This window comes from Ruegeria sp. HU-ET01832, from assembly GCF_040371315.1.
GTDB classification, from domain to species: domain Bacteria; phylum Pseudomonadota; class Alphaproteobacteria; order Rhodobacterales; family Rhodobacteraceae; genus Ruegeria; species Ruegeria lacuscaerulensis_A.
In genome coordinates, this window is the sequence record NZ_BAABWL010000002.1 from 566251 (window position 1) to 588049 (window position 21799).

The following is a 21799-nucleotide window of genomic DNA, read 5'->3' on the forward strand; positions in this document are numbered from 1 at the left end:
AAACCTTGCAATGCGTCCAATCGCCAAGAACAGCGATTGGAACACACGTTTGGAAATTCGGGTTCTCACCGGGCAAACTTCTTATGCTTCAACCGCTTGGGCTCCAGCGCGTCCGGTCCCAGACGGCGCTTTTTATCCTCTTCGTAGTCCTCGAAGTTGCCCTCGAACCACTCCACATGGGCATCACCCTCAAACGCCAGAATATGCGTGCAGATACGGTCGAGGAAAAAGCGGTCGTGCGAAATCACCACGGCGCAGCCGGCGAAATCGACCAGCGCGTCTTCCAGCGCGCGCAGGGTTTCAACGTCCAGATCGTTGGTCGGTTCGTCGAGCAGCAGGACGTTGCCGCCTTCTTTCAGCAGACGCGCCATGTGGACGCGGTTGCGCTCACCGCCTGACAGCAGCGAGACCTTTTTCTGCTGGTCGCCGCCCTTGAAGTTAAAAGACGAGCAATAGGCGCGGGAATTGACCTGTGCGTCGCCCAGCTGGATGATCTCGGCCCCGCCGGTGATCGCCTCCCACACAGTGTCGTTGTCCGCCAGATCGTCGCGGGACTGGTCGACGTAAGACAGCTGTACCGTGTCGCCCAGCGTGATGGTGCCGCTGTCGGGTTGTTCCTGACCGGTGAGCATCTTGAAGAGCGTCGATTTACCCGCACCGTTGGGGCCGATGACGCCCACAATGCCGCCGGGGGGCAGTGCGAAGTCCAGCCCTTCGATCAGTTGCTTGTCGCCCATGTGTTTCGATAGACCCTCGACCTCGATCACCTTGCCGCCAAGGCGCTGGCCGTTGGGGATGACGATCTGGGCACGAGTCAGCTTTTCGCGTTCGGACTGCTCGGCCAGCTCGTTATAGGCGTTGATCCGGGCTTTGGACTTGGCCTGACGGGCCTTTTGACCCTGACGCATCCATTCCAATTCGCGCTGCAGGGTCTTCTGTTTGGACTTGTCCTCGCGGGCTTCCTGCTCCAGCCGTTTGGCTTTTTGTTCCAGCCATGCAGAATAGTTGCCCTCGTAAGGAATGCCGCGGCCACGGTCGAGTTCCAGAATCCAGCCGGTGATGTCATCCAGGAAATACCGGTCGTGCGTGACGATCAGGATGGTGCCCTTGTAGTCGATCAGGTGCTGTTGCAGCCAGGAGATGGTCTCGGCGTCCAGGTGGTTGGTCGGTTCGTCGAGCAGGAGCATGTCGGGCGCTTCCAGCAGCAGCTTGCAGAGCGCCACGCGACGTTTTTCACCGCCCGAGAGGTTGGCGATGTTGGCATCGTCCGGCGGGCAGCGCAGCGCCTCCATCGAGACGTCGATCTGGCTGTCGAGATCCCAGAGGTTCTGGCTGTCGATCTCGTCCTGCAGCTTGGCCATCTCATCGGCTGTTTCGTCCGAGTAGTTCATGGCGAGATCGTTGTAACGGTCGAGGATCGCTTTCTTCTCGGCCACGCCCAGCATAACGTTTTCGCGGACGGTCAGCGATTCATCCAGCTGCGGTTCCTGAGGCAGGTAGCCGACCTTGGCACCTTCGGCGGCCCATGCCTCGCCGGTGAAATCCTTGTCGAGACCGGCCATGATCTTCATCAGGGTCGATTTACCCGCGCCGTTGACGCCGACAACACCGATTTTCACGCCGGGCAGAAAGCTCAGGTGGATGTTTTCAAAGCACTTCTTGCCACCGGGATAGGTCTTTGAGACACCCTGCATGTGGTAGACATATTGATAGGCGGCCATGTCGCGTCCTCTGGGTCGGGGAAATTGGGTTGATCCGCTTGATATCCAAGCGGGGCGGGCGGGGCAAGCTGGTGGTTTTGTGAATTTTGCATTCGGATGTGCGGCGGTAGTTGTCCGATTGTAGCAAAGGGGGAAGCATGGCGGATTTGGCGGCACTGATTGCAGGATGGGCCAAGCCGGGTCGGCTGGAATGGATTGGTCTGCGACCTGATCGCAGGGCCGAGGTTCAACCGGTTGATACTGTTTTGATCTCCGCCGATGGTTTGGAAGGCGACCGCGCTCGTGCGGGCAAGCGTGCCGTGACCCTGATCCAGCAGGAGCATCTGGTCGCGATTGGATCGTATCTGGGTCGCGGGCTGGTCGCGCCTGAAATCTTGCGGCGCAATCTGGTTGTTTCAGGGATCAATCTGGCCGCTCTCAAGGGGCGCGAGGTGCAAGTCGGTGAAGCGATTTTGCGCTTTACCGTGATCTGCGCGCCCTGCAGCCGGATGGAGGAGGCTTTCGGTAAAGGCGGCTATTCTGCCGTGCGCGGCCACGGGGGCTGGTGTGCTGAAGTCGTCAAGCCCGGCCGGGTCGTGCTGGGCGATGTCGTTCAGCCCGTTGATTGACAAGCCGTCCCAGTTCTGAACAACAGCACAGGATGGAACGTTTTGCCATACCATACGCGAGGCCCGGTCAGGTAATCGGTCTGTTCGGGGGGTCTTTTGATCCACCGCATCAGGGACATGTTCATGTCACGCGAGAGGCTATGAAGGCATTTGGATTGGATCGAGTATGGTGGCTGGTATCCCCCGGAAATCCCCTGAAAACACGAGGACCAGCGCCATTGGCGGAGCGTGTCCACGCCGCGCAGAACGTGATGCAGCACCCGCGTGTGGAGGTCACGGATATCGAGGCGGCGACGGGGACCCGGGCGACCGCAGATACTCTGGTGGCATTGCAGCGACTTTATCCGCAGGTGCGGTTCGTATGGATCATGGGGGCTGACAACCTTGCCCAGTTCCACCTCTGGCAAGATTGGCGAACCATCATGGATAACGTGCCTGTCGGTGTTGTCGCACGCCCAGGTGATCGTATTTCAGCGCGAATGTCTCCGGCGGCCAAGGTCTATGCGACGTATCGCATAGACGGGCAGGCGCGGCATCTTCTGGGGCGGGCGCAGGCCCCGGCGTGGTGTTTTGTCAATGTCCCAATGCTTGATGTGAGTTCAACTGAACTTCGCAATCGCGGCATCACGGCGAATGGGGTGTTGCCGGAATAGCCCCCACCGGAGCATAATCCTTTTGACCGGTTGTTCGCCCGCGATCTGTAGGATTTTAATTGGCTATGGCTGATCGTTTCACACGTCGTTTTGTTTTGGCTGGCCTTGGGGCAGCGATGGCTCCGGGCGTTGCCCTGGCGAACGCACCGCTGGTTTCCCTGCGGCCGCAACTCCGGGGCGCGCAACCGCTAGGGGCGGAACGTCTGATACAAGCTGCGGGTTTGCGCGGTGAGGTTGCTTTCGCCGTTGCCGATGCGCAGACCGGGGTCGAGTTGGAAGCGGTTGGAGGAGATCTCGGCTTGCCACCAGCGAGCGTGGCAAAAGCACTGACCGCGCTTTACGCGTTGGATGTTCTGGGCCCGGAATTCCGCTTTGAGACAAAGCTGGTTGCGGATGGCACCATTGAAAATGGCGTTTTGAATGGCGACCTGATCCTTGTGGGTGGCGGCGACCCATTGTTGGATACAGATGCCTTGGCAACGATGGCAGCCAATCTGCGCGAGGTTGGGATCACCGAAGTTCGGGGCGCATTCAAAGTGTATGATGGGGCGTTGCCTTACGTGTTCAGCATTGATCCAGGGCAACCTGACCATTTGGGTTACAGCCCTGCCATCAGCGGGATATCCCTAAACTTCAACCGTGTTCATTTTGAATGGAAACGGGCCGGAACCAACTACGATGTGACCATGGATGCGCGCAGCGCGCGGTATAAGCCCGCGGTGGACATGGCGACGATGTGGGTCGAAGCCCGCAAAGCCCCGATCTACACCTATGAAGCCAGTGCCCGGCAGGATCGCTGGACTGTTGCGCGCGCTGCCCTTGGCAACGGCGGAGCGCGATGGCTACCGGTGCGCAAACCCGCCCTTTATGCGGGAGATGTGTTTCGGACGCTTGCCCGATCCAACGGGATTGTCTTGGATCGGGTGCAAGTGACGCGCCAAGCGCCAGTCGGTCTTGCTTTGGTTGTGCATAACAGCGATCAGCTGGACAGCATTTTGCGCGGAATGCTCAAATACTCAACCAATATCACTGCCGAAATGGTGGGTATGACGGCATCAAGAGCGCGTGGCGCGGAATTGCAGAGTCTGACGGATTCGGCAGATGAGATGAACCTTTGGGCCGCCGAGACTTATGGGGTTGATGGCGTCGCAATGGTGGATCACTCGGGATTGGGGGATGCGTCGCGCATAGCCCCAAGCGCTCTGGTCAAGATGCTGGTCGAGGCGCAAAAATCTGGCGCGCTGCGTCCATTGCTGAAACGGTTTAATCTAACTGACAGTCAAGGCCGGCCTGTCAAGAACCACCCAATCAAGGTGGACGCCAAAACCGGGACGTTGAATTTCGTGTCCGGCCTGGGTGGATTTATTACGACGCCTGACGGGTCTGAACTGGCTTTCGCCATCTTTACCGCCGATGTTGATCATCGCGCAAAAATACCACGCTCTCAACGCGAACGCCCGTCAGGCGCACGAAGTTGGAATAGCCGGTCGCGCAGATTGCAGCGCGCCCTCATTGCAAGATGGGGAACCCTAAGCGGCAGTTAAGTCGTGTGACGCGCACGCGCGCCACGCTCGATCGCTGCAGCATGCAAGCGGTCGATATTCAACTCGTACCGGATTTCTTCCAACAAACGCAGCTCGGTTTCCGCCAGCGACCCATCAGCGGCTGCCACGTCGCAGGCCAGTGCATAGGCTGTTTCGTTCAATCGCGCGGGCAGGTTTTCGCGGATCAGGCCGAACAATGCGTCTAACCCGTCCTCTTGCTCGAAAAGGTCGAACACGATTTGCGATACGCGCCGGGTGCGGTCGGCATCGTATTCTGCAAAAACCGGGAGCATGTTCACCGCGCCTTCGATTTTGACCAGTTCAGCCGTGCGAATGGTTTCGTCCGACGCTGAAATCGCCACCATAATCGCAACAAGGCAATCCTGTGGGGACATCGGGTGAGGCACTTGATCGGTCATGGCGGGGTCCTGATAAAGCTGTTCTGAGGGCGCACGATAGGAGGGACCGGGATCGGGTTCAACGCATTTCGGCGGCCAAAGCGTCACAGGATGGGCAGAGGTCCGCGCGTTTTCGTCTGACGTAACACGAAATTGCTGCGGGTATCTCTTACGAGGCCGGACTTCAGTAAGCGCTGCATAATGAAATGCTCAAGGTCTTCGGGCGTACGCGCATAGACTTTCAAGATGAAGTCGTGATCTCCGGTAATCGATGCGCATTCGACGATCTGGGGTTCTGTCTCGACCAGACGCAGGAAGGACGCGATGCTGTCTTCTTGGTGGTCTTTCAGGGCGATGTGAACGTAGGCGATCGCGTTCAGCCCCACCGATTTTGCGGGTACGCGCGCGGCATATCCTGCGAGGACGCCTGTGGCCTCAAGATCTCGCACACGCCGCCAGCATTGCGAGGCCGACAGCCCGGTCCGGTCGGCGAGATCCTGCATGGACAGACGTCCGTCTGACTGAAGCTCTTGTAGAATGGCGATGTCGGCAGACTGAAGGATTTGGGTCATAACTTAAGAATTATCGAAATGTTTTGGTCAAAAATCTAGCAATTACTCACGCCATGAGGTCAATTTTACCACGAGTATGGGCTAAAATTCTATCAAGGAGGACGTTCCATGCCCAAATCCACCAAATACGTGGCCAAACAGGCCGACGCGCGGGGCCATATTGCTTATACTGCCGAAGAGGATGCGGTTTGGGCGGACCTTTATGCAGCGCAGCAGGAAAATGTGCAGCGCTACATGGCGCGTGAATATCTGGACGGGTTGAAGCGGTTGGAGATGCCCGAAACCCGCGTTCCGTCCTGCGCGGATATATCCGAGCGTCTTCTGGACCTGACCGGGTGGCGGGTTCAACCGGTTCCGGCGCTGATCGGGTTCAAAACCTTTTTTGGTATGCTGGCGGATCGAGTTTTTCCTGCAGCCTCGTTCATCCGGTCGCGCGAGGATTTTGACTATATTGAAGAACCCGACATCTTTCACGAAATCTTCGGCCACACGCCCCTACTGAGCGACCCGCGTTTTGCGGCTTTCAGCCATGCGATCGGCAAGGCCGGGGTGCAGGCGGGGGACAAGGACTATGCGTGGCTGATACGCCTCTATTGGTTTTCGGTTGAATTTGGATTGCGCCGACAGGACGGGCAGATCAAGGCGCTGGGCTCGGGGCTGGCGTCCTCGCCCACGGAACTGGTCTATGCTGTGGAAAGCGACATTCCTGACCGGGACCCGTTCGATATTCTGACAATCTTGCGCACGCCTTATCGGATCGACATGCACCAGATGGGGTACTTTGTACTGGGCGACCCCGAAGAACTGTTTGCCGCCGCTGATAGGGATCTGCTGGCTGATGTGCATCAGGCAAAGTGTTTGGGTCTGTTGCCTAATAAGTTTCCACCGAAAGTAACGGCAGCCGAGTAAGCCGCAGTCAGGGTTTCCGTTCAGAAAAACAGCGCGCTTTATTGACTCATGCTGCACCGGCACAATAGGAGGGGCCGGTCGGGCCGCATGGGGCGTCCGGCGCTGTATTTCCCGATGGAGCACCTAAAAAATGTCTGAACTGCGTGAAACCGCGATGTCGTCCAAGGCTTGGCCTTTCGAAGAGGCGCGCCGGGTCCTCAAACGCTATCAGAAGGGTGCGCCTGAAAAGGGGTATGTGCTGTTCCAGACCGGCTATGGCCCGTCGGGCCTGCCGCATATCGGTACCTTTGGCGAGGTCGCGCGGACCTCGATGGTGCGGCATGCGTTTGAACAGATCAGCGATATCCCGACCAAGCTGATCTGCTTCTCAGATGATATGGACGGGTTCCGGAAGGTGCCGACCAACGTGCCGATGCAGGATGAGTTGAGAGAAGATCTGCATCTGCCGCTGACCAAGGTGCGCGACCCGTTTGGCACGCATGAAGGCTTCGCGCAGCACAACAACGCGATGCTGTGCGACTTTCTGGACAGTTTCGGGTTCGAGTATGAATTCGCCTCGGCCACTGATTACTACACCAGCGGCAAGTTTGATGAGACGCTGCTGATCGCGCTGGATCGCTTCGACAAGATACAAGAAATCATGCTGCCGACCCTCGGGCCCGAGCGGCGCGAGACCTATTCATGCTTCTTGCCGATCAGCCCGAAAACCGGCCACGTGCTGCAAGTGCCGACGCTAGAGCGTAACGTGGCCAAAGGCACGATTGTCTATCAGGAGCCTGATGGCGAAAAGGTCGAAATCCCGGTCACGGGAGGCAACGTCAAGATGCAGTGGAAGCCCGACTGGGCTATGCGTTGGGCCGCGCTGGGCGTGGATTATGAGATGTCCGGCAAAGACCTGATCGATTCAGTCACGCAATCGTCGAAAATCTGCCGGGCGTTGGGCAAGCAGCCGCCCGAGGCGCTGAGCTATGAGCTGTTCAATGATGAGCAAGGGCAGAAGATCTCGAAGTCCAAGGGCAATGGCTTGTCGATGGAAGAGTGGCTGACTTATGCCGCACCCGAAAGCCTGTCGTATTTCATGTACCAAAAGCCCAAGACGGCCAAGCGTCTGTATTTCGACGTCATTCCCAAGGCGGTGGATGAGTATCACCAGCAATTGCGCGCCTATCCCGGGCAAGAGCTGAAGGCGCAGTTGAACAACCCTGTCTGGCATATCCATGGCGGTGAGGTTCCCGAATCCACGCTGATGGTGCCGTTTGCCATGCTGCTGAATCTGGCTTCAGTATCTGGTGCCGAGGACAAAGAAGCGCTGTGGGGCTTTATCCGCCGCTACGCGCCGGAGGCTACGGCTGAGACCCATCCCGATCTCGATCAGGCGGCGGGTTTTGCGGTTCGCTACTTCAACGATTTCGTCAAACCCACCCGTCAGCATCGCGCGCCGACGGATCAGGAACGCGAGGCGCTGGAGGCGTTGAAAGCTGCGCTTGAGGCTTATGACGGCCCGATTGAGGATGAGGCGCTGCAATCGGTGGTCTATTCCATCGGGCGCGAGCGGTTTGATCCGATGCGCGGCTGGTTCACGGCCCTGTACGAAGTGCTGCTGGGTGCGTCGCAAGGCCCGCGCTTTGGCGGGTTCATCGCACTGTATGGCGTGCCCGAAACCATCGCTCTGATCGACAAGGCTCTGGCCGGAGAACTGGTCTGATTTGACCTGATGCCGTGTGGGGCTACCCTTGGTTTAGGAGGTAGCCCCATGCGTCGACTATTGCTTGCTTTGTCCCTGAGTGCCGGTCTGGCCACGGGTGCGTTTGCCCAGAATGCCGAGATCGAGGCCAATATCGCCGCCCAGATACAGGCGTTTCAGGCGGATGATTTCGCCACTGCGTTCACATTTGCCAGCCCCAACATCCAACGTCTGTTTCAGACGCCCGAGAATTTCGGCGTGATGGTCAAGCGCGGCTATCCGATGGTTTGGCGTCCGTCGGATGTGCGGTTTCTGGAACTCCGCGAAGTCTCGGGTTTGCTGTGGCAGAAGGTGATGATCACCGACGTCGACGGCCGGGTGCATATTCTGGACTATCAGATGGTGCAGCGTGAAAACGGCTGGAAGATCAATGGCGTGCAGCTTCTGGGTAACGGCGATCCGTCGGCCTGATGCAACACCAACGTGCGCTGGCATGAGCGTTGGTTAATTCCTTTTCCTTACTCAGACTTATGCGTTCGGGGCATTCCCCCGGACACTGGGTTAATGCGCGTAGCTTTTGGCTGTGGCGCGATTGGGAAAGGGATTTCTATGAACAAGGCAATCACCGACGGCATGGTGTTCATGCCGCCTGCTTTCGCAAACGGTTTGAACGTCTGGTCCAGCGGAGACGGCACGCCGGGGTCGCCCACTTATGACGGATCGGGCACTGGCGCGTTCGTTCCTGCGGATGCGGATTTTGGCGGCTGTCTCGAGATCCTGAAGGTCAGCGCCACGCAAAAGCTGCGGTACATGGGTCAGACACCTTTGCAGCCGGGGTGTTATCTTCAGATCAAAGCGAGGGTGAAAGCGATCAGCGGTCCCTTGCCCGAAGTTCGGATCGCCGCATGGGCAGGGGGTGCAGGTGACAGGAGTGATCGAACAAGGCCCCGCAACCCAGCTTTCGGGATATGGCAGGGTTCAGGAAATCACCGCGATTGTTGGCACGGGTCAGCGCAACGGTGTTGATATGCCGTGGGGCGTCGCAGCGCTGTACGGCCACTTCGGATTGGACTTGGTCGGGTCAAACGGTGCCGTTGTTCGCGTTGATGATATCGAGATCACCGATGTCACAAGTGTTTTCCTACGCGATATGATCAGCCTTGTGGATGTGCGTGACTTCGGTGCGATTGGTGATGGCGTCGCAGATGATACGGCTGCATTTGTGGCTGCTGATCAGGCGGCGGCCGGGCGCCGTGTTTTCGTGTCAGAAGGGACATATGCGCTGACGCAAAACACGACCATCGCCTCTGAGATCGAGTTTGAAGGCACTGTCACAATGCCTGACGACAAGATGTTGCTACTGACGAAAAACTTTGACCTGCCCGCCTACATCACGGCTCTTGGGGACGAAGAGCTGGCCTTTAAAAAAGCGTTTCAGGCGTTGCTAAACAATTCGGATCATGAATCGCTAGACATGGGTGGGCGCAAAATTTCGGTCAACGGTCCGATAGATATGGCTGCGGCGGTTCCAAACCGACAGAGTGGTTTTTCCACGCGCCGCGTCATCCGAAACGGCCAGTTTGATGTGAAAAGCAATTCGGCTTGGGATACCGAAACTTTCACTTCGGTCGCCACCTATAACCCTTCGGACCCGACTCGCCTGACCAATGTCGCCAATGTGGCCAATATACCAGTTGGTGCGTTGGTTCAGGGAAACGGCGTTGGTCGCGAAATTTATGTCCGGTCCAAAAACGTGGGCGCGGGTGAAATTAGGTTGAACGCCCCCATTTTTGACGCCGCTGGCACCCAAAATTTCACGTTTTATTCGTTCAAGTACCTTTTGGATTTCATCGGCTTTGGCACTCTGCGCAAGTTCGGCATGGAGGAGATTGAGTTTCAGTGCAACGGTCGCTGTAGCGCGATCCGGCTTGCTCCGTCCGGGAGTACCTTTGCGGTGGCCAACTGTTTCATAAGCCGTCCGAAGGACCGGGGCATCACCTCGATTGGAACGGGATGTCAGGGAATGCTGATTGATAATTGTCAGTTCCTGTCGAGCGAGGAGTCGTTCAATGTGCCGGCCCGCAGGTCCATTGCCTTGAATGCGACGGCCAATGACGTCAAATTGCGACACAACCGAGCTGTCAGGTTCCAAAGTTTCGCTGTTCTGGCGGGGACGAACAACCTGGTGCTTGGTAACCATTTCTTCCAGGGCGACAGTATTGCCCAAGGCGTGCGCAGCGCAGGGCTTGTCATGATTGGCACATACAACAGCTCGACCATTTCCGAGAACTACGTCGACAACTGTTTTGTGCAATGGACGAACGAGAGGGATGCGAACCCGACTTACACGGCCGGGTTTTCGTTCAGTGCCATGACCATCACAGACAATATCTTTTACTGCAACGAGGTTGCGCCGTGGTTCAGCAATATCGTGATCCGCCCGCATGGCCCCGGGCATTTCCTGAATGGAGTCGTCATTGCTGGGAACAAATTCCGGTCGGTCAACGGGACTATTGATCGGGCTGAACGCGTGGACACGACTTTTGCGGGGCTGAACCATTTTAGGCATCTGAACGTAAGTGTCAGGGACAACACGTTTCACGGCGTTACGACCAAGGTCGAAAATCCTTTGCGTTTGCGGTTTTCGCAGAACTCAAACTCGCAAGTGTGGGGAGTTTGGGCTCAAGGGCGTTTACCATTTGGGGGAAAAGCACGTGGGTGTGATGCGGTCACAGTCCTGGGGCCGCTAAGGAATAGTTTTGGGCAAATCGTGCATGACACGCCTTATGTCCAACTTGAGCAAGGTGCAGGCAATGACGTGATCAACCTTCGCTGGTCGCAGTCACTTCGCGGAACGGTGTCTACCATGATCCGAATGGAGGTCTGATCTGCGGGTTTCAGAAATCCGCCCATATTGCGACCTTGATGCCCGTATCATCGCGGGCATCTTTTCGTTCCAACCCCAGAACCCATGTTGTCGGACTATCCTGCTTGCGGATCATGACTGAAGGGCGCACACGCCAATACAACGGGTCCCCTGAGCGATAGGATGTTTCTATCTGCAACAGCGGGTTGAGCAATCTGGGTGCGGACAGACCGGTCGTAATATCCAGCTTTCTGAAAAGCGCATCGTGAGTTCGGTATTCCAGCGTTGTGTCAATTGCGACCCACCCGCTGCCCCAGCCAGTCTGGAAACCTTTGCCGTAGGACAGTGTCGCCTTGTAAAGGGCCCATGCGTCACGGTGTCGGTGATGCACTCCGACGCCGAACTCAGCTGCAAAGCGCCCTATATTTTTCAAATCGGCAACCGGAACGCGGGCGAAAGCGGTGGCGTGCCCATAAATGTCACGGTTTTCTTCAAAGTCGAAACCCAGTGTCAGGTTCTCGCGGTACCCCCACTCCGCATACAGAGCTGACTTATAGTCGTACCCGTAGTCATCTTTGAAAACTGTGACCGACGCGGCAGCAAATGCCGAGTCCTTGGCGCGCAGCCAGGCGCCGGGCCACGCGGGGGACGCCATAAACAACAGAGCAAAAAGACAGCCAAGCCGGAACATGCGCAAAGCATCGGGCAGCATGGTTAACGGATCGTTAGTTATTCTTACTTTTTTGCAATTACCGGTTTGTGGCGCACCGTTCAGGAAACCCCGGGACCTTTTTAGAACTTGTGTTAGGCTCGACCAGAACAAGGGAGATTCCAGATGCCGCACATCGCGAAAAATGCCAGCGTCCAGACCGTAATCACCACATTCGAGATGACGCCGGGCACATGTCATGACCTGCTTGAAGCGCTGACCGATGCCTATGCCGAGTTCATTTCCAAGCAGCCGGGGTTCATCGCCGCAGGTTTACATGTCAATGATGCACAAACCCGGATTGCCAACTATTCGCAATGGGAACGGCGCGAGGATTTCCTGGCCATGCTACGCACACCGGAAATGCGCGACCGCAATCGTAGAATAAACGAAATGTGCAAAAGCTTCGAGCCGGTGATGTATGACGTTGCCGAAACATTTGGTACTTAGTGACCTAAATCAAAGCCGACCCCTTGGTATTGGTGCAAATTTCCGATGAATGAAACGGAGGTACGCGTCATGTATCACAATATTTTGGTCCCGATTTCCTTTGATGCAGAACGGGATATTTCCGGCCCTTTGAAACTGGCAGAGGTTTTGGCAACACCAGATGCTCAGGTCACTCTGCTTCACGTGGTTGAACATATCCCCAACTATGCGATCTCGTACATGCCACCCGAGTATCTGACCGAGGCGCGTAAAGCGCTTCAGGCCGAGTTGGACAGCCTTGCCGCCAAATTGCCCAATGCAAAGGGTGTCGTGATCGAGGGGCATTCAGGCCGTACTATCCTGGATTGGGCCAGTGAGCATAAACCTGACTTGATCATTATGGCATCGCACCGCCCAGGTATGCAGGACTTGCTGTTGGGCTCTACGGCGAACCACGTTGTGCGGCACGCGGCGTGTGCGGTTCATGTTGTGCGTTGATCGGCTCGAATATCTTCAGGGGCAAGGCGCCATGCCTTGCCAAAACCGCCATTCAACAGCGCGTCAGTGACTGCAAAGCGGACAAATCTGAAATCCGAAAAATCGACATACAGCTTGGCTTTTGGGCGTTGGCTTAGGTAGCTGTCACGTAGGTCAAAGTGTTCAGGTGTACCGGGCACGACAAATCCGGCTTGCGCATGCAGGGTCAGACGCGGATGGGTCAGCGGATCGCCGGTGTCGCCGGGTTCACCAACTAAAATGGCGCAGTTTGGATATGCGGTCAGGGCGCGCGTATGATCGGCTAACGCAGAGATCAGCGTCATGGGCAACCCATCTGGTGCCATGGCCAGCGCGATCCGAGAGACAGATGGCAACCCTGTATCCGGGCGGTTTACCGCCAACGCCCCGAAGGTCGCCGACGCAATAAGGTCGTAGGCCAGTTTTCGGGCGTAATCATCTACGGCTCGAAAAGGGTTCGTTTCTGTCATTCTTTGCCCCGCCTGCTCTGGTCCAAATTACTTTAACCTTTGATGTCTCGGTTCGCGACAGTTCCGATCACCAAAACTTAATCACTCGTGTTCGGACTCAGGGGGCTCGGAATTGCCGCAAACCGTGTATACTCAGACCGTATGACGACCCGAGAATCCTCCCTGCGTCCGGTCTTTACCGATCCGACCTGCCCAGAACGCCAGCGGCGTGCGGAAGTGACCCGTAAAAGGGCGCTGTCACCGGTTCGGATTATGCTGATGATTCTGATGCTTCCGGTCACAACTGCGGCGATTGCGCTGAGCGTGTTCATACGCACATCGGATTTTGAGCGGGAAGAGGCCGTGTTTCACCTTGCTGCGCTTGTCGGAGGGTGCCACGCGGCGCAAAAAATCCTGCCCGGTCCGTATTACGAAGGGCAACCTGGCTATCATTTGCGCAATGACCCGGATGCAGATGGAATCGCATGCGACTCTGGCCGACAAAGCGCGGTAGAGACGCCTTTGCAAGCGGAGAAACAGGTCGGTAACGCCAAATTCCTGCGCCCCTGATCCCTGCATGACCCGCGACGAGTTCAACCGTTTCTGCGACACTCTCAAAGCGACCACCCATGTGGTGCAATGGGGTGATGCGGATGTTTGGAAAGTGGGCGGCAAGGTGTTTGCGATCTGCGGCTGGAACAATGGCCAGGATGCTTTCACCTTCAAAGCCACCGATCTCGCCTTTGAGGTTCTAAGCGACGAGCCCGGTATCCGCCCAGCGCCCTATTTGGCTTCGCGCGGGATGAAATGGCTGCAGGTACACGAGGAACGCGGGATGAGTGACGCGTCGCTGCGCGAACATATCGTGACCTCTTATGATCTGGTCGTTGCGAAGCTGACCAAAAAGTTGCGGGCAGAGCTGGGGGTTTAACCCTTCATCGCCTGCAGCAATTCCAGCAACTGTTTGCGGTCATCATCATCGGCATAGTCACCGATAGCCAGACGCTCGGCAATGCGCAGGCGCAGGCGTTCCTGTTGGGTGCGGACCTCTTCACCTGCGGTCTCAGCCAGGGTTTTCATGATCGCCGCCACGGCCTGCTGGCGCTTGGTGGTTGGGTTGGCGATGTAATCCACAAGGCTCTGCTGCCCGGAATCGAGGATGTTTTCGGCCAGATCGCGCAACTGCTCACCATTGGGCAGCAGCGGGGCGGGTGTATCTTCGGGCGGCAGGATTTCCGGCGCGCTGCGCGGGGTTTCGGCCAAAGCATTCGCGCCGTCGACAAAGGCCTCGGTAATCATCCGCGTGATCCTGATCGCGCGCGAGTCCTTGAACAGGGCCGAGGCGATGGCCACGCCGTAGTCGGTATAGACCCAAGGATTGACTCGCCGCCCGCCGCGGCCCTTGGGTTTTGAGATCACATTTTGTGATTGCAAATCGGCGACTTCGGCATCGGTCAGTTGAAAGCGGTAGCCCTCGAACAGGTCCTTGTTGCGCGACACGGCCTGATTGAAGGCGCTGACGGATTTTCCATAGAACTGTGCCAGATCCTCGGCCAGCACCACGCGGGTGCCACGCACGCGGTGAATGGCGCTTTGGACCTCATGCGTGCTGGGCAAGGTGTTCGTCATGGCAACCTTTTGGAATCACAATTTGTGATTTCAAACGTGAAGCAGAGAGCGCCGGGCTGCAACTGTGAAGTGTCAGCCGTCGCAAATTGCTGAGGCTTAAAGTTGAAATTACCTCGAAAAACAAACTCTCAATATGAGATTATTTGGCGGCGTGTTAATATGTTCTTGGCGAGGTTGCATAAACCCAGCACAGCGCAATCTCGTCCCATGAGGGAGGAAAATGATGTTTGCGCGAATTACTCAATTTAAAATGAAGCCCGGCACCCGTGACGCCGCAACTGAGAAGATGAATGCACTGAAATCCGAAATTATGGGCATGCCCGGCATGCACAGCTTTACCAATGTCATGAATGAAGACGGTTCAGGCTATGTGATCTCGGTGGTCGAGAGTGAGGAAACATCGAACGCGAACGCCTCGAAAGTGGCCGAGCTCTGGGGGCATTTTGCTGAATTTATGGAAGGCCCTCCCTCACCAGTTGGGTATGATGTGATTGCCCATTGGGATAAGGGGTGAGCACGGACCCGCGCGAGAAACACTCGCGCGGGGTATAGGCGTTCGAGACTTATACAATCAAACTAAATACCGTGGAAACGCGCTGAGGCAAAAATCAGGAATGGTCATATTCCGGATGGGTTAGGACAGTTGAGCCCCAGCACATTCGCGGAAAATCCGCACCGGGTCAGCAGCGCCGTCCAGCGAGAATGTCGCCACATGATCCTGTGTGAATGCGTAGGCTATTTGGTTGTACTCCAACCCATCAAGAACGTTTCCGAAACCCGTATTTGTAACCGTCAATGACTTTGCGTCGTCGGAAAGAACATGGTGGGATGTGGCAATTTCGATCGGGGACGATCCTTCGAAGCGCATTGCGAACCACGGGGTCTGTGTCCAATCAGAGTTCGATTGGGTCACGGTGATTGTATAAAGCGGCTTGGACGGCTCGTAGGTAAGGAATATTTTTGCTGCGTCGGTCTCGTGCGAAAGCGTGCAAATTTGACCAACGGTTGCATCCCACGCGTAGGCAGGGGTGCTGAGGATCATTAATAACAAAACGGCTCGCATAACCTGAACCTAGCTACAGAACGCAGCTGGGCAAGGTGGCAGAATCAAATTTCGCCATGCGCGGCATCTTTGAATTACGTCTTTAACGGTCTACCGTTTCCTCCGCTTCACATTCCCACCCCGCTGGCCCGGCCTGCCAGCCGTTGACCGTCCGCGCGCATTCACTGCGTCTTCCGAGGCCTTCTCGACCGCCCATTGGCGCGCCATGGGGTCGTCGGCGACGGCCAGATCGACCGCTTCCAGACGTTTGATCTCATCCCGGATGTTGGCGGCCTCTTCAAATTCCAGATTCTCGGCAGCTTTGCGCATTTGTTCGCGAAGGCCGTCCAGATGCGCCTCAAGGTTCGCGCCGTGCATCGGTTTGTCGATGGTGGCGGTGACACGGTTCATGTCGACGTCGCCCTCATAAAGCCCGGCCAGAACGTCCTCGACATTCTTCTTCACCGTCTCGGGCGTGATGCCGTGTTCCTCGTTATAGGCGATCTGCTTGGCGCGGCGGCGGTTGGTCTCATTCAGCGCGCGTTCCATAGAACCGGTGATCTTGTCGGCATACATGATCACCCGACCATCGGCGTTCCGCGCGGCGCGGCCGATGGTCTGAACCAGAGAGGTCTCGGACCGCAGGAAGCCTTCTTTGTCGGCGTCCAGAATGGCGACCAGCCCGCATTCCGGGATGTCCAAACCTTCGCGCAGAAGGTTGATGCCGATCAGGACGTCGAAGGCCCCTAAGCGCAGGTCGCGCAGGATTTCGATCCGCTCGATCGTGTCGATATCCGAGTGCATGTAGCGCACCTTGATGCCCTGTTCGTGCATGTATTCGGTCAGGTCCTCGGCCATGCGTTTGGTCAGCGTCGTGACCAGCGTACGGAACCCGTTGGCGGTGACTTTGCGTACCTCGTCCAGCAAGTCATCGACCTGCATGCTGACGGGGCGGATTTCGACCTCGGGGTCCAGCAGGCCGGTGGGGCGGATCACCTGTTCGGTGAAGACACCGCCGGTCTGTTCGATCTCCCACTTGGCAGGGGTGGCCGAGACAAAGACGGATTGCGGGCGCATGGCGTCCCATTCCTCGAACTTCAGCGGGCGGTTGTCCATGCAGGAGGGCAGGCGGAACCCGTGTTCGGCCAGCGTGAATTTGCGCCGATAGTCGCCCCGGTACATGCCGCCGATCTGCGGGACGCTGACGTGGGATTCGTCCGCGAAGACAATGGCGTTGTCCGGGATGAACTCGAACAGGGTCGGGGGCGGCTCGCCCGGCGCGCGGCCCGTCAGATAGCGCGAGTAGTTCTCGATCCCGTTGCAGACGCCAGTGGCCTCGAGCATTTCCAGATCGAAATTGGTGCGCTGTTCCAGACGTTGCGCTTCCAGAAGTTTGCCTTCGCCAACAAGTTGATCCAGCCGGATGCGCAGTTCCTTTTTGATCCCGATGATTGCCTGCTGCATTGTCGGTTTCGGCGTCACGTAGTGGGAGTTCGCATAGACCCGCACCTGCTCCATCGTCGCGGTGCGCTCGCCGGTCAGCGGGTCGAATTCGGTGATCTGTTCCAGTTCTTCGCCGAAGAAGGACAGCTTCCATGCACGGTCCTCAAGGTGGGCGGGCCAGATTTCGAGGCTGTCACCGCGCACCCGGAACGACCCGCGCTGAAACGCCTGATCGTTGCGGCGGTATTGCTGGGCGACCAGATCAGCCATCACCTGCCGCTGATCATATTCGCTGCCCACCTTCAGATCCTGCGTCATCGCCCCGTAGGTCTCGACCGAGCCAATACCGTAGATGCAAGACACCGAGGCTACGATGATCACGTCATCGCGTTCCAGCAGAGCCCGCGTGGCCGAGTGGCGCATCCGGTCGATCTGTTCGTTGATCTGGGATTCTTTTTCTATGTAGGTGTCGCTGCGCGGCACATAGGCCTCGGGCTGGTAATAGTCATAGTAGCTGACGAAATACTCGACCGAGTTTTCGGGGAAGAAGCCTTTGAACTCACCATAGAGCTGCGCGGCCAACGTCTTGTTGGGCGCAAGGATGATAGCGGGGCGCTGGGTTTCCTCGATCACCTTGGCCATAGTGAAGGTCTTGCCCGTGCCGGTCGCGCCCAGCAAAACCTGATCACGTTCACCGTCCTGAACGCCGCCCGCCAACTCCTTGATGGCGGTGGGCTGGTCCCCTGCGGGCGCAAAATCAGTTTGCATGACAAACGCCTTGCCGCCTTCCAGCTTCAGGCGGGCGCGGACATCTTCAGAGATCAGTTGCGTCTTGTCGGAATGTGCATAGGCCATAAGGGGGGATTCCTTTCGCGCCTGATTTTGGTCTGTTTTTGTTCTTGTTCAAGAGGGCATTTCCAATCGCTTCAATTGCGACAATTGCGGGCTTGTCCGGGCGGCGCGTCTGACGCATAAACACCCCTAGCCAAGCGAGTACGGAGAGGCGACATGCGCGCACGGATTTACCAACCTGCAAGGAATGCCATGACTTCGGGAATGGCCAAGACCCGCAAGTGGGTTCTGGAATATGCCCCTGCGTCTTCGCGCGAGGTTGATCCGCTAATGGGTTGGACGTCGTCGTCCGATACGCAGACACAGGTGCGCCTGAAATTCGATACCAAGGAAGAGGCGCTGGACTACGCCAAAGACAACGGTATCGAAGCCATTGTCAGCGAGCCGCATAAGCGCAAACCAAATCTGCGTGCACGTGGGTATGGCGAGAACTTCGCTACCGACCGGCGCGCGCCCTGGACGCACTGAATGGTCCACATTCGCCTGGCTGATCCCACCTCGGATGGTGTGCGGCAACTGGTGCAGGCTCACTTTGCACATAGTGAAACGGCAGGACCGGCTGAAAGCAATCATACTATGGATGCGCAGGGACTGGCCGGGCCGGACATGCGGTTTTGGGCTGTGTACAACGACAGCGGGCCTGTCGGATGCGGCGCGCTGAAAACATTGCCGGACGGCACCGCCGAGGTGAAGTCCGTACATGTTCTTTCATCTGAACGGGGGAAAGGGCTGGCGCGCGAGATAATGAACCACCTAGCGAATTTGGCGCGGGCCGAGGGCGTTTCGGCATTGGTTCTTGAAACCGGAGCGGCGCATCTTGGGGAATATGACGCCGCACGTAAGCTCTATGAAGCTCTGGGCTACGCATATTGCGGACCGATTTACGGATATGAGGCAGACCCAAATAGCGCGTTCATGCGATTGGACCTTAACCCAAAGGCTTGAAACTCGGCCGCGCGTCAGGGTCGCAAATACCGCGTTGACTTATGGGTTGGCGTTGTCCAATAAAAGCGAACTTGCGCCCACGTAATTCAACTGGATAGAATATCCGACTTCTAATCGGGCTGTTGGGGGTTCGAGTCCTCCCGTGGGCGCCATTTCATCTGACGGCTGAGTCTTGACTAAAAAAGACCGAACCCTTGGCGACTAGCCAAGGGGATTTGCCAACACTGTCGCGATGGCTTGTGCCTATTTGGCGAGAACCAGCCGAGCCAGAAAATACAATCCAACCACTGTGATGATCAGGAAAACCGGGTTCCCGACGATTTGACCGATCCAGGTTGATACGCCGAATTCTCCGAAATTGAACCCGCCCAAACTGAATTTCGATGTAATTCCATAATCAAACATTTTGACAGCACCCCACAAAACAATGGGTCATTATGACATAAATTTTGTAAAAATTCTTCGTCTCAGGTGAGTGATACGTAAGTGTCTGAAAATTAAGATCTTACACCACCCATGTTTTTTGGGAGCGTGAAGGCGCGCCACCAGAATCACCCAGGTTTCAGAAGGGTTTCTGACTTCGAAACGTTTGAAATCGTGAAGGTATCATTCGATCTTCGATCTGCAATCGAGTCTGAGTAGAGCTTGTGACTTGCAATACGGATGCCCCGACCGCGAGAAAAAACGTTGCAACCGGTTGCAAAAATGAACATTGTTACGCTGAGAAGAGGATTCGGGAGGCCTCCATGCTAAATATCGGATTACTGGGAGCAGGACGTATCGGACGTGTGCATGCAGATGCAATCGCCGGTCATCCCCAGTCCGAGTTGGTGGCAATCTCTGACGCAGTGACCGAGGCGGCGGATACTCTGGCGACCCAATACGGTGCCAAAGCGGCCAGTTCTGAAGAAATTATCGCTGATTCCTCGATAGATGCGGTCCTCATTGCTACGCCAACCGACACGCATTCTGATTTGATCCAAGCCGCAACCAGCGCAGGAAAGGCTGTTCTGTGCGAAAAGCCCGTGGATTTGGATCTGGAGCGTGCTCAAGCCTGTCAAATGGCGGTTGCTGAGACAGCTCAACCTGTGATGATCGGGTTTAATCGTCGGTTCGATCCCAGCTTTTCGGCCCTTAAAGCTGCGGCTGATCAGGGGGAGATCGGAAAGCCCGAGATGCTATCTATCACTAGCTTCGATCCGGCGCCTCCTCCGATCAGCTATGTCAAAGTGTCAGGCGGCCTGTTCCGCGACATGATGATCCACGATTTTGATATGGCGAACTATTTGATGGGGCAGTTGCCGGAACAGATTTCTGCCATTGGCAGCGCGATCGTCGATCCCGAAATCGGACAAGCAGGCGACGTGGATACGGCTGTTGTAACAATGACTTACAGCAGCGGTCAGATCGCCGTCATCAAGAATTCACGGCGTGCGGTCTACGGTTATGATCAGCGGATCGAGTTGTTGGGGTCCGACGGATTACTGCAAGCCAACAACGTATTGGAAAACGCTGTGGTGAAATCCACGGCTCAAGGCGTCACAGGTGCCAAGCCAACGTATTTTTTCCTTGAGCGTTATATGCCAGCGTACCGCGCCGAATGGGATGCGTTTGTGAGGGCAGCGCAACACTCATCAACTATGCCGGTCACTCTTGCAGATGGAGTGGCCGCCCTAGCCATGGCCGAGGCCGCGACCCTTTCGCTGCGATCTGGTCGGGCAGTTACCCTATCTGATGTTTTGAAACCGGTTGCAAAATGAGTCGATATACGGAAACTGGGAACAGCTCCGTCAGCTTCCGGAGTGGAGGAGATTCGGTCCGTCCGAATGATTGGGGCTGAGACCCCGGCAAAAAAGACAAACTGTTCTTATGGGAGGAAACCAAATGAATAAGTTCGTAAAAAGCGCTCTGGCGGCCAGTGCGATGGCGCTGGCGACCGTGACCGGCGCGGCTGCGGAGGGCGAGAAGTACATTCTGGTCAGCCACGCCCCTGACAGCGATAGCTGGTGGAATACGATCAAAAACGGCATCGCCTTGGCGGGCGAGCAGATGGGGGTCGAGGTGGAATACCGTAACCCTCCGACCGGCGATCTGGCGGACATGGCGCGGATCATTGATCAGGCGGCTGCCTCTGGCCCGAATGGGATCATCACCACGCTGGCCGATCCAGACATCCTGGAAGGTCCAATCCGGGCTGCGGTGGATTCCGGTATCGACGTTATCATCATGAACACCGGCACGCCTGAGAAAGCGCGCGAAGTGGGCGCTCTGATGTATGTTGGCCAGCCAGAATATGACGCGGGCCTCGCTGCCGGTCAGCGCGCCAAGGCTGATGGCATCGGGTCGTTCCTCTGCGTGAACCACTACATCGTACAGCCATCCAGCCAGGAGCGTTGTCAGGGCTTCGCCGATGGTCTGGGCGTCGAACTGGGCGAGCAGATGATCGACGCGGGGCAGGACCCTGCCGAAATCAAGAACCGGGTTCTGGCCTATCTGTCGGCTAACCCGGACACCGACGCTGTTCTGACACTTGGCCCGACCTCGGCTGATCCGACCATTCTGGCGCTACAGGAAAACGGCATGGCCGGTGACATCTACTTCGGCACATTCGATCTGGGCGGTGAAATCGTCAAAGGTATCAAGGACGGCACCATCCAGTGGGGCATCGACCAACAGCCCTTCCTGCAAGCCTATCTGCCGGTTGTAGTTATGACCAACTACCACCGTTATGGCGTTCTGCCGGGCAACAACATCAACTCAGGCCCCGGTTTCGTAACCGCAGACGGTCTGACCAAGATCGAAGAGTTCGCGGGCGAATACCGCTGATCTT

The 21799-nt window shown here is 56.8% G+C and carries 23 protein-coding genes, 1 tRNA gene and 2 pseudogenes; 17 read left to right on the forward strand and 9 right to left on the reverse strand.

Annotated elements, in window-relative coordinates; genetic code table 11:
• Positions 1 to 65 precede the first annotated feature (65 nt).
• Positions 66 to 1721 (reverse strand): energy-dependent translational throttle protein EttA, encoded by a 1656-nt coding sequence (ettA, locus tag ABWV79_RS08035; protein WP_353391281.1) that lies wholly within the window; start codon positions 1719 to 1721, stop codon positions 66 to 68.
• Positions 1722 to 1858: 137 nt separating this feature from the next.
• On the opposite strand from ettA, the gene ABWV79_RS08040 reads away from it, so the two are divergent.
• The 3 genes from ABWV79_RS08040 to dacB all read left to right on the forward strand — a co-directional run bounded on the left by ABWV79_RS08040 (position 1859) and on the right by dacB (position 4526).
• Positions 1859 to 2329 (forward strand): MOSC domain-containing protein, encoded by a 471-nt coding sequence (locus ABWV79_RS08040; protein WP_353391283.1) that lies wholly within the window; start codon positions 1859 to 1861, stop codon positions 2327 to 2329.
• A 32-nt stretch (positions 2330 to 2361) separates the two neighbouring features.
• Positions 2362 to 2982 (forward strand): nicotinate-nucleotide adenylyltransferase, encoded by a 621-nt coding sequence (locus ABWV79_RS08045; RefSeq protein WP_353391285.1) that lies wholly within the window; start codon positions 2362 to 2364, stop codon positions 2980 to 2982.
• 65 nt (positions 2983 to 3047) lie between these two features.
• On the forward strand, positions 3048 to 4526 hold the full coding sequence (gene dacB, locus ABWV79_RS08050; RefSeq protein WP_353391287.1) for a D-alanyl-D-alanine carboxypeptidase/D-alanyl-D-alanine endopeptidase: 1479 nt from the start codon (positions 3048 to 3050) through the stop codon (positions 4524 to 4526).
• On the opposite strand, the gene ABWV79_RS08055 is transcribed toward dacB, so the two are convergent.
• Positions 4523 to 4945, reverse strand: coding sequence for a tellurite resistance TerB family protein (locus tag ABWV79_RS08055; RefSeq protein WP_170353444.1), 423 nt, complete (start codon positions 4943 to 4945; stop codon positions 4523 to 4525). The genes dacB and ABWV79_RS08055 overlap by 4 nt on opposite strands.
• A gap of 83 nt (positions 4946 to 5028) precedes the next feature.
• A complete protein-coding gene (locus ABWV79_RS08060) occupies positions 5029 to 5496 on the reverse strand; it encodes an Lrp/AsnC family transcriptional regulator (RefSeq protein ID WP_353391289.1) in 468 nt (155 codons plus the stop codon).
• Between the two features lie 99 nt (positions 5497 to 5595).
• Here ABWV79_RS08060 and phhA point away from each other — a divergent pair.
• From phhA to ABWV79_RS08080, 4 genes and pseudogenes are all read left to right on the forward strand, one after another.
• A pseudogene (phhA, locus tag ABWV79_RS08065) lies at positions 5596 to 6405 on the forward strand (phenylalanine 4-monooxygenase); the annotation flags it as partial.
• A 130-nt stretch (positions 6406 to 6535) separates the two neighbouring features.
• Positions 6536 to 8110: a lysine--tRNA ligase gene (locus ABWV79_RS08070; RefSeq protein WP_353391291.1), complete on the forward strand. Its 1575-nt coding sequence runs from the start codon at positions 6536 to 6538 to the stop codon at positions 8108 to 8110.
• Between the two features lie 48 nt (positions 8111 to 8158).
• Positions 8159 to 8560, forward strand: coding sequence for a DUF4864 domain-containing protein (locus tag ABWV79_RS08075; RefSeq protein WP_170353440.1), 402 nt, complete (start codon positions 8159 to 8161; stop codon positions 8558 to 8560).
• Between the two features lie 138 nt (positions 8561 to 8698).
• Positions 8699 to 10976: pseudogene (locus ABWV79_RS08080) on the forward strand (glycosyl hydrolase family 28-related protein).
• Positions 10977 to 10986: 10 nt separating this feature from the next.
• Here ABWV79_RS08080 and ABWV79_RS08085 read toward each other — a convergent pair.
• Positions 10987 to 11667, reverse strand: coding sequence for a nitroreductase family protein (locus tag ABWV79_RS08085; protein WP_353391293.1), 681 nt, complete (start codon positions 11665 to 11667; stop codon positions 10987 to 10989).
• Positions 11668 to 11790: 123 nt separating this feature from the next.
• On the opposite strand from ABWV79_RS08085, the gene ABWV79_RS08090 reads away from it, so the two are divergent.
• Both ABWV79_RS08090 and ABWV79_RS08095 read left to right on the forward strand, forming a co-directional pair.
• Positions 11791 to 12114 carry an antibiotic biosynthesis monooxygenase family protein gene (locus ABWV79_RS08090; protein ID WP_170353438.1) on the forward strand — a complete coding sequence of 108 codons (324 nt, stop codon included), beginning with the start codon at positions 11791 to 11793 and terminating at the stop codon, positions 12112 to 12114.
• Positions 12115 to 12183: 69 nt separating this feature from the next.
• Entirely contained in the window at positions 12184 to 12591 is a 408-nt protein-coding gene (locus ABWV79_RS08095; protein ID WP_170353437.1) for a universal stress protein, read from the forward strand.
• On the opposite strand, the gene ABWV79_RS08100 is transcribed toward ABWV79_RS08095, so the two are convergent.
• Positions 12576 to 13079, reverse strand: a complete 504-nt coding sequence (locus ABWV79_RS08100; protein ID WP_170353436.1) for a HugZ family pyridoxamine 5'-phosphate oxidase — start codon at positions 13077 to 13079, stop codon at positions 12576 to 12578. The genes ABWV79_RS08095 and ABWV79_RS08100 overlap by 16 nt on opposite strands.
• Positions 13080 to 13337: 258 nt before the next feature.
• Between ABWV79_RS08100 and ABWV79_RS08105 the strand changes: the two genes are divergently transcribed.
• Together ABWV79_RS08105 and ABWV79_RS08110 are read left to right on the forward strand one after the other, a co-directional pair.
• Positions 13338 to 13628: an excalibur calcium-binding domain-containing protein gene (locus tag ABWV79_RS08105; RefSeq protein ID WP_353391296.1), complete on the forward strand. Its 291-nt coding sequence runs from the start codon at positions 13338 to 13340 to the stop codon at positions 13626 to 13628.
• A 7-nt stretch (positions 13629 to 13635) separates the two neighbouring features.
• A complete protein-coding gene (locus ABWV79_RS08110; RefSeq protein WP_170353434.1) occupies positions 13636 to 13989 on the forward strand; it encodes an MmcQ/YjbR family DNA-binding protein in 354 nt (117 codons plus the stop codon).
• Here ABWV79_RS08110 and ABWV79_RS08115 read toward each other — a convergent pair.
• Positions 13986 to 14687, reverse strand: coding sequence for an ORF6N domain-containing protein (locus ABWV79_RS08115; protein WP_353391298.1), 702 nt, complete (start codon positions 14685 to 14687; stop codon positions 13986 to 13988). The genes ABWV79_RS08110 and ABWV79_RS08115 overlap by 4 nt on opposite strands.
• A 220-nt stretch (positions 14688 to 14907) precedes the next feature.
• Here ABWV79_RS08115 and ABWV79_RS08120 point away from each other — a divergent pair, with 220 nt between their 5' ends.
• The gene (locus tag ABWV79_RS08120; RefSeq protein WP_234899364.1) at positions 14908 to 15201 is read left to right on the forward strand and encodes an antibiotic biosynthesis monooxygenase family protein; all 294 of its coding nucleotides are present in this window, start codon (positions 14908 to 14910) and stop codon (positions 15199 to 15201) included.
• Between the two features lie 120 nt (positions 15202 to 15321).
• Here ABWV79_RS08120 and ABWV79_RS08125 read toward each other — a convergent pair whose 3' ends face one another.
• On the reverse strand, positions 15322 to 15729 hold the full coding sequence (locus ABWV79_RS08125; protein WP_170724097.1) for a hypothetical protein: 408 nt from the start codon (positions 15727 to 15729) through the stop codon (positions 15322 to 15324).
• A gap of 111 nt (positions 15730 to 15840) precedes the next feature.
• Positions 15841 to 18027 carry an excinuclease ABC subunit UvrB gene (gene uvrB, locus ABWV79_RS08130; protein ID WP_353391302.1) on the reverse strand — a complete coding sequence of 729 codons (2187 nt, stop codon included), beginning with the start codon at positions 18025 to 18027 and terminating at the stop codon, positions 15841 to 15843.
• Positions 18028 to 18180: 153 nt separating this feature from the next.
• Between uvrB and ABWV79_RS08135 the strand changes: the two genes are divergently transcribed.
• From ABWV79_RS08135 to ABWV79_RS08145, 3 genes are all read left to right on the forward strand, one after another.
• Positions 18181 to 18492, forward strand: a complete 312-nt coding sequence (locus ABWV79_RS08135) for an ETC complex I subunit (RefSeq protein ID WP_170353429.1) — start codon at positions 18181 to 18183, stop codon at positions 18490 to 18492.
• Positions 18493 to 18969, forward strand: a complete 477-nt coding sequence (locus tag ABWV79_RS08140; protein WP_353391304.1) for a GNAT family N-acetyltransferase — start codon at positions 18493 to 18495, stop codon at positions 18967 to 18969.
• 75 nt (positions 18970 to 19044) lie between these two features.
• Positions 19045 to 19121: transfer RNA gene (locus ABWV79_RS08145), tRNA-Arg, on the forward strand.
• Between the two features lie 91 nt (positions 19122 to 19212).
• On the opposite strand, the gene ABWV79_RS08150 is transcribed toward ABWV79_RS08145, so the two are convergent.
• The gene (locus ABWV79_RS08150; RefSeq protein WP_353391306.1) at positions 19213 to 19374 is read right to left on the reverse strand and encodes a hypothetical protein; all 162 of its coding nucleotides are present in this window, start codon (positions 19372 to 19374) and stop codon (positions 19213 to 19215) included.
• A gap of 341 nt (positions 19375 to 19715) precedes the next feature.
• On the opposite strand from ABWV79_RS08150, the gene iolG reads away from it, so the two are divergent.
• Together iolG and ABWV79_RS08160 are read left to right on the forward strand one after the other, a co-directional pair.
• A complete protein-coding gene (iolG, locus tag ABWV79_RS08155) occupies positions 19716 to 20729 on the forward strand; it encodes an inositol 2-dehydrogenase (RefSeq protein ID WP_353391308.1) in 1014 nt (337 codons plus the stop codon).
• 163 nt (positions 20730 to 20892) lie between these two features.
• Positions 20893 to 21795, forward strand: a complete 903-nt coding sequence (locus ABWV79_RS08160) for a sugar ABC transporter substrate-binding protein (RefSeq protein WP_234899385.1) — start codon at positions 20893 to 20895, stop codon at positions 21793 to 21795.
• Positions 21796 to 21799: the final 4 nt, after the last annotated feature.

What these genes read in the sequence shown, in the direction of transcription:
- ettA (WP_353391281.1), bottom strand. Translation starts at nt 1,721, where the DNA reads ATGGCCGCCTATCAATATGTCTACCACATGCAGGGTGTCTCAAAGACC.
- ABWV79_RS08040 (WP_353391283.1), top strand. Translation starts at nt 1,859, where the DNA reads ATGGCGGATTTGGCGGCACTGATTGCAGGATGGGCCAAGCCGGGTCGG.
- ABWV79_RS08045 (WP_353391285.1), top strand. Translation starts at nt 2,362, where the DNA reads ATGGAACGTTTTGCCATACCATACGCGAGGCCCGGTCAGGTAATCGGT.
- dacB (WP_353391287.1), top strand. Translation starts at nt 3,048, where the DNA reads ATGGCTGATCGTTTCACACGTCGTTTTGTTTTGGCTGGCCTTGGGGCA.
- ABWV79_RS08055 (WP_170353444.1), bottom strand. Translation starts at nt 4,945, where the DNA reads ATGACCGATCAAGTGCCTCACCCGATGTCCCCACAGGATTGCCTTGTT.
- ABWV79_RS08060 (WP_353391289.1), bottom strand. Translation starts at nt 5,496, where the DNA reads ATGACCCAAATCCTTCAGTCTGCCGACATCGCCATTCTACAAGAGCTT.
- ABWV79_RS08070 (WP_353391291.1), top strand. Translation starts at nt 6,536, where the DNA reads ATGTCTGAACTGCGTGAAACCGCGATGTCGTCCAAGGCTTGGCCTTTC.
- ABWV79_RS08075 (WP_170353440.1), top strand. Translation starts at nt 8,159, where the DNA reads ATGCGTCGACTATTGCTTGCTTTGTCCCTGAGTGCCGGTCTGGCCACG.
- ABWV79_RS08085 (WP_353391293.1), bottom strand. Translation starts at nt 11,667, where the DNA reads ATGCTGCCCGATGCTTTGCGCATGTTCCGGCTTGGCTGTCTTTTTGCT.
- ABWV79_RS08090 (WP_170353438.1), top strand. Translation starts at nt 11,791, where the DNA reads ATGCCGCACATCGCGAAAAATGCCAGCGTCCAGACCGTAATCACCACA.
- ABWV79_RS08095 (WP_170353437.1), top strand. Translation starts at nt 12,184, where the DNA reads ATGTATCACAATATTTTGGTCCCGATTTCCTTTGATGCAGAACGGGAT.
- ABWV79_RS08100 (WP_170353436.1), bottom strand. Translation starts at nt 13,079, where the DNA reads ATGACAGAAACGAACCCTTTTCGAGCCGTAGATGATTACGCCCGAAAA.
- ABWV79_RS08105 (WP_353391296.1), top strand. Translation starts at nt 13,338, where the DNA reads ATGATTCTGATGCTTCCGGTCACAACTGCGGCGATTGCGCTGAGCGTG.
- ABWV79_RS08110 (WP_170353434.1), top strand. Translation starts at nt 13,636, where the DNA reads ATGACCCGCGACGAGTTCAACCGTTTCTGCGACACTCTCAAAGCGACC.
- ABWV79_RS08115 (WP_353391298.1), bottom strand. Translation starts at nt 14,687, where the DNA reads ATGACGAACACCTTGCCCAGCACGCATGAGGTCCAAAGCGCCATTCAC.
- ABWV79_RS08120 (WP_234899364.1), top strand. Translation starts at nt 14,908, where the DNA reads ATGATGTTTGCGCGAATTACTCAATTTAAAATGAAGCCCGGCACCCGT.
- ABWV79_RS08125 (WP_170724097.1), bottom strand. Translation starts at nt 15,729, where the DNA reads ATGATCCTCAGCACCCCTGCCTACGCGTGGGATGCAACCGTTGGTCAA.
- uvrB (WP_353391302.1), bottom strand. Translation starts at nt 18,027, where the DNA reads ATGGCCTATGCACATTCCGACAAGACGCAACTGATCTCTGAAGATGTC.
- ABWV79_RS08135 (WP_170353429.1), top strand. Translation starts at nt 18,181, where the DNA reads ATGCGCGCACGGATTTACCAACCTGCAAGGAATGCCATGACTTCGGGA.
- ABWV79_RS08140 (WP_353391304.1), top strand. Translation starts at nt 18,493, where the DNA reads ATGGTCCACATTCGCCTGGCTGATCCCACCTCGGATGGTGTGCGGCAA.
- ABWV79_RS08150 (WP_353391306.1), bottom strand. Translation starts at nt 19,374, where the DNA reads ATGTTTGATTATGGAATTACATCGAAATTCAGTTTGGGCGGGTTCAAT.
- iolG (WP_353391308.1), top strand. Translation starts at nt 19,716, where the DNA reads ATGCTAAATATCGGATTACTGGGAGCAGGACGTATCGGACGTGTGCAT.
- ABWV79_RS08160 (WP_234899385.1), top strand. Translation starts at nt 20,893, where the DNA reads ATGGCGCTGGCGACCGTGACCGGCGCGGCTGCGGAGGGCGAGAAGTAC.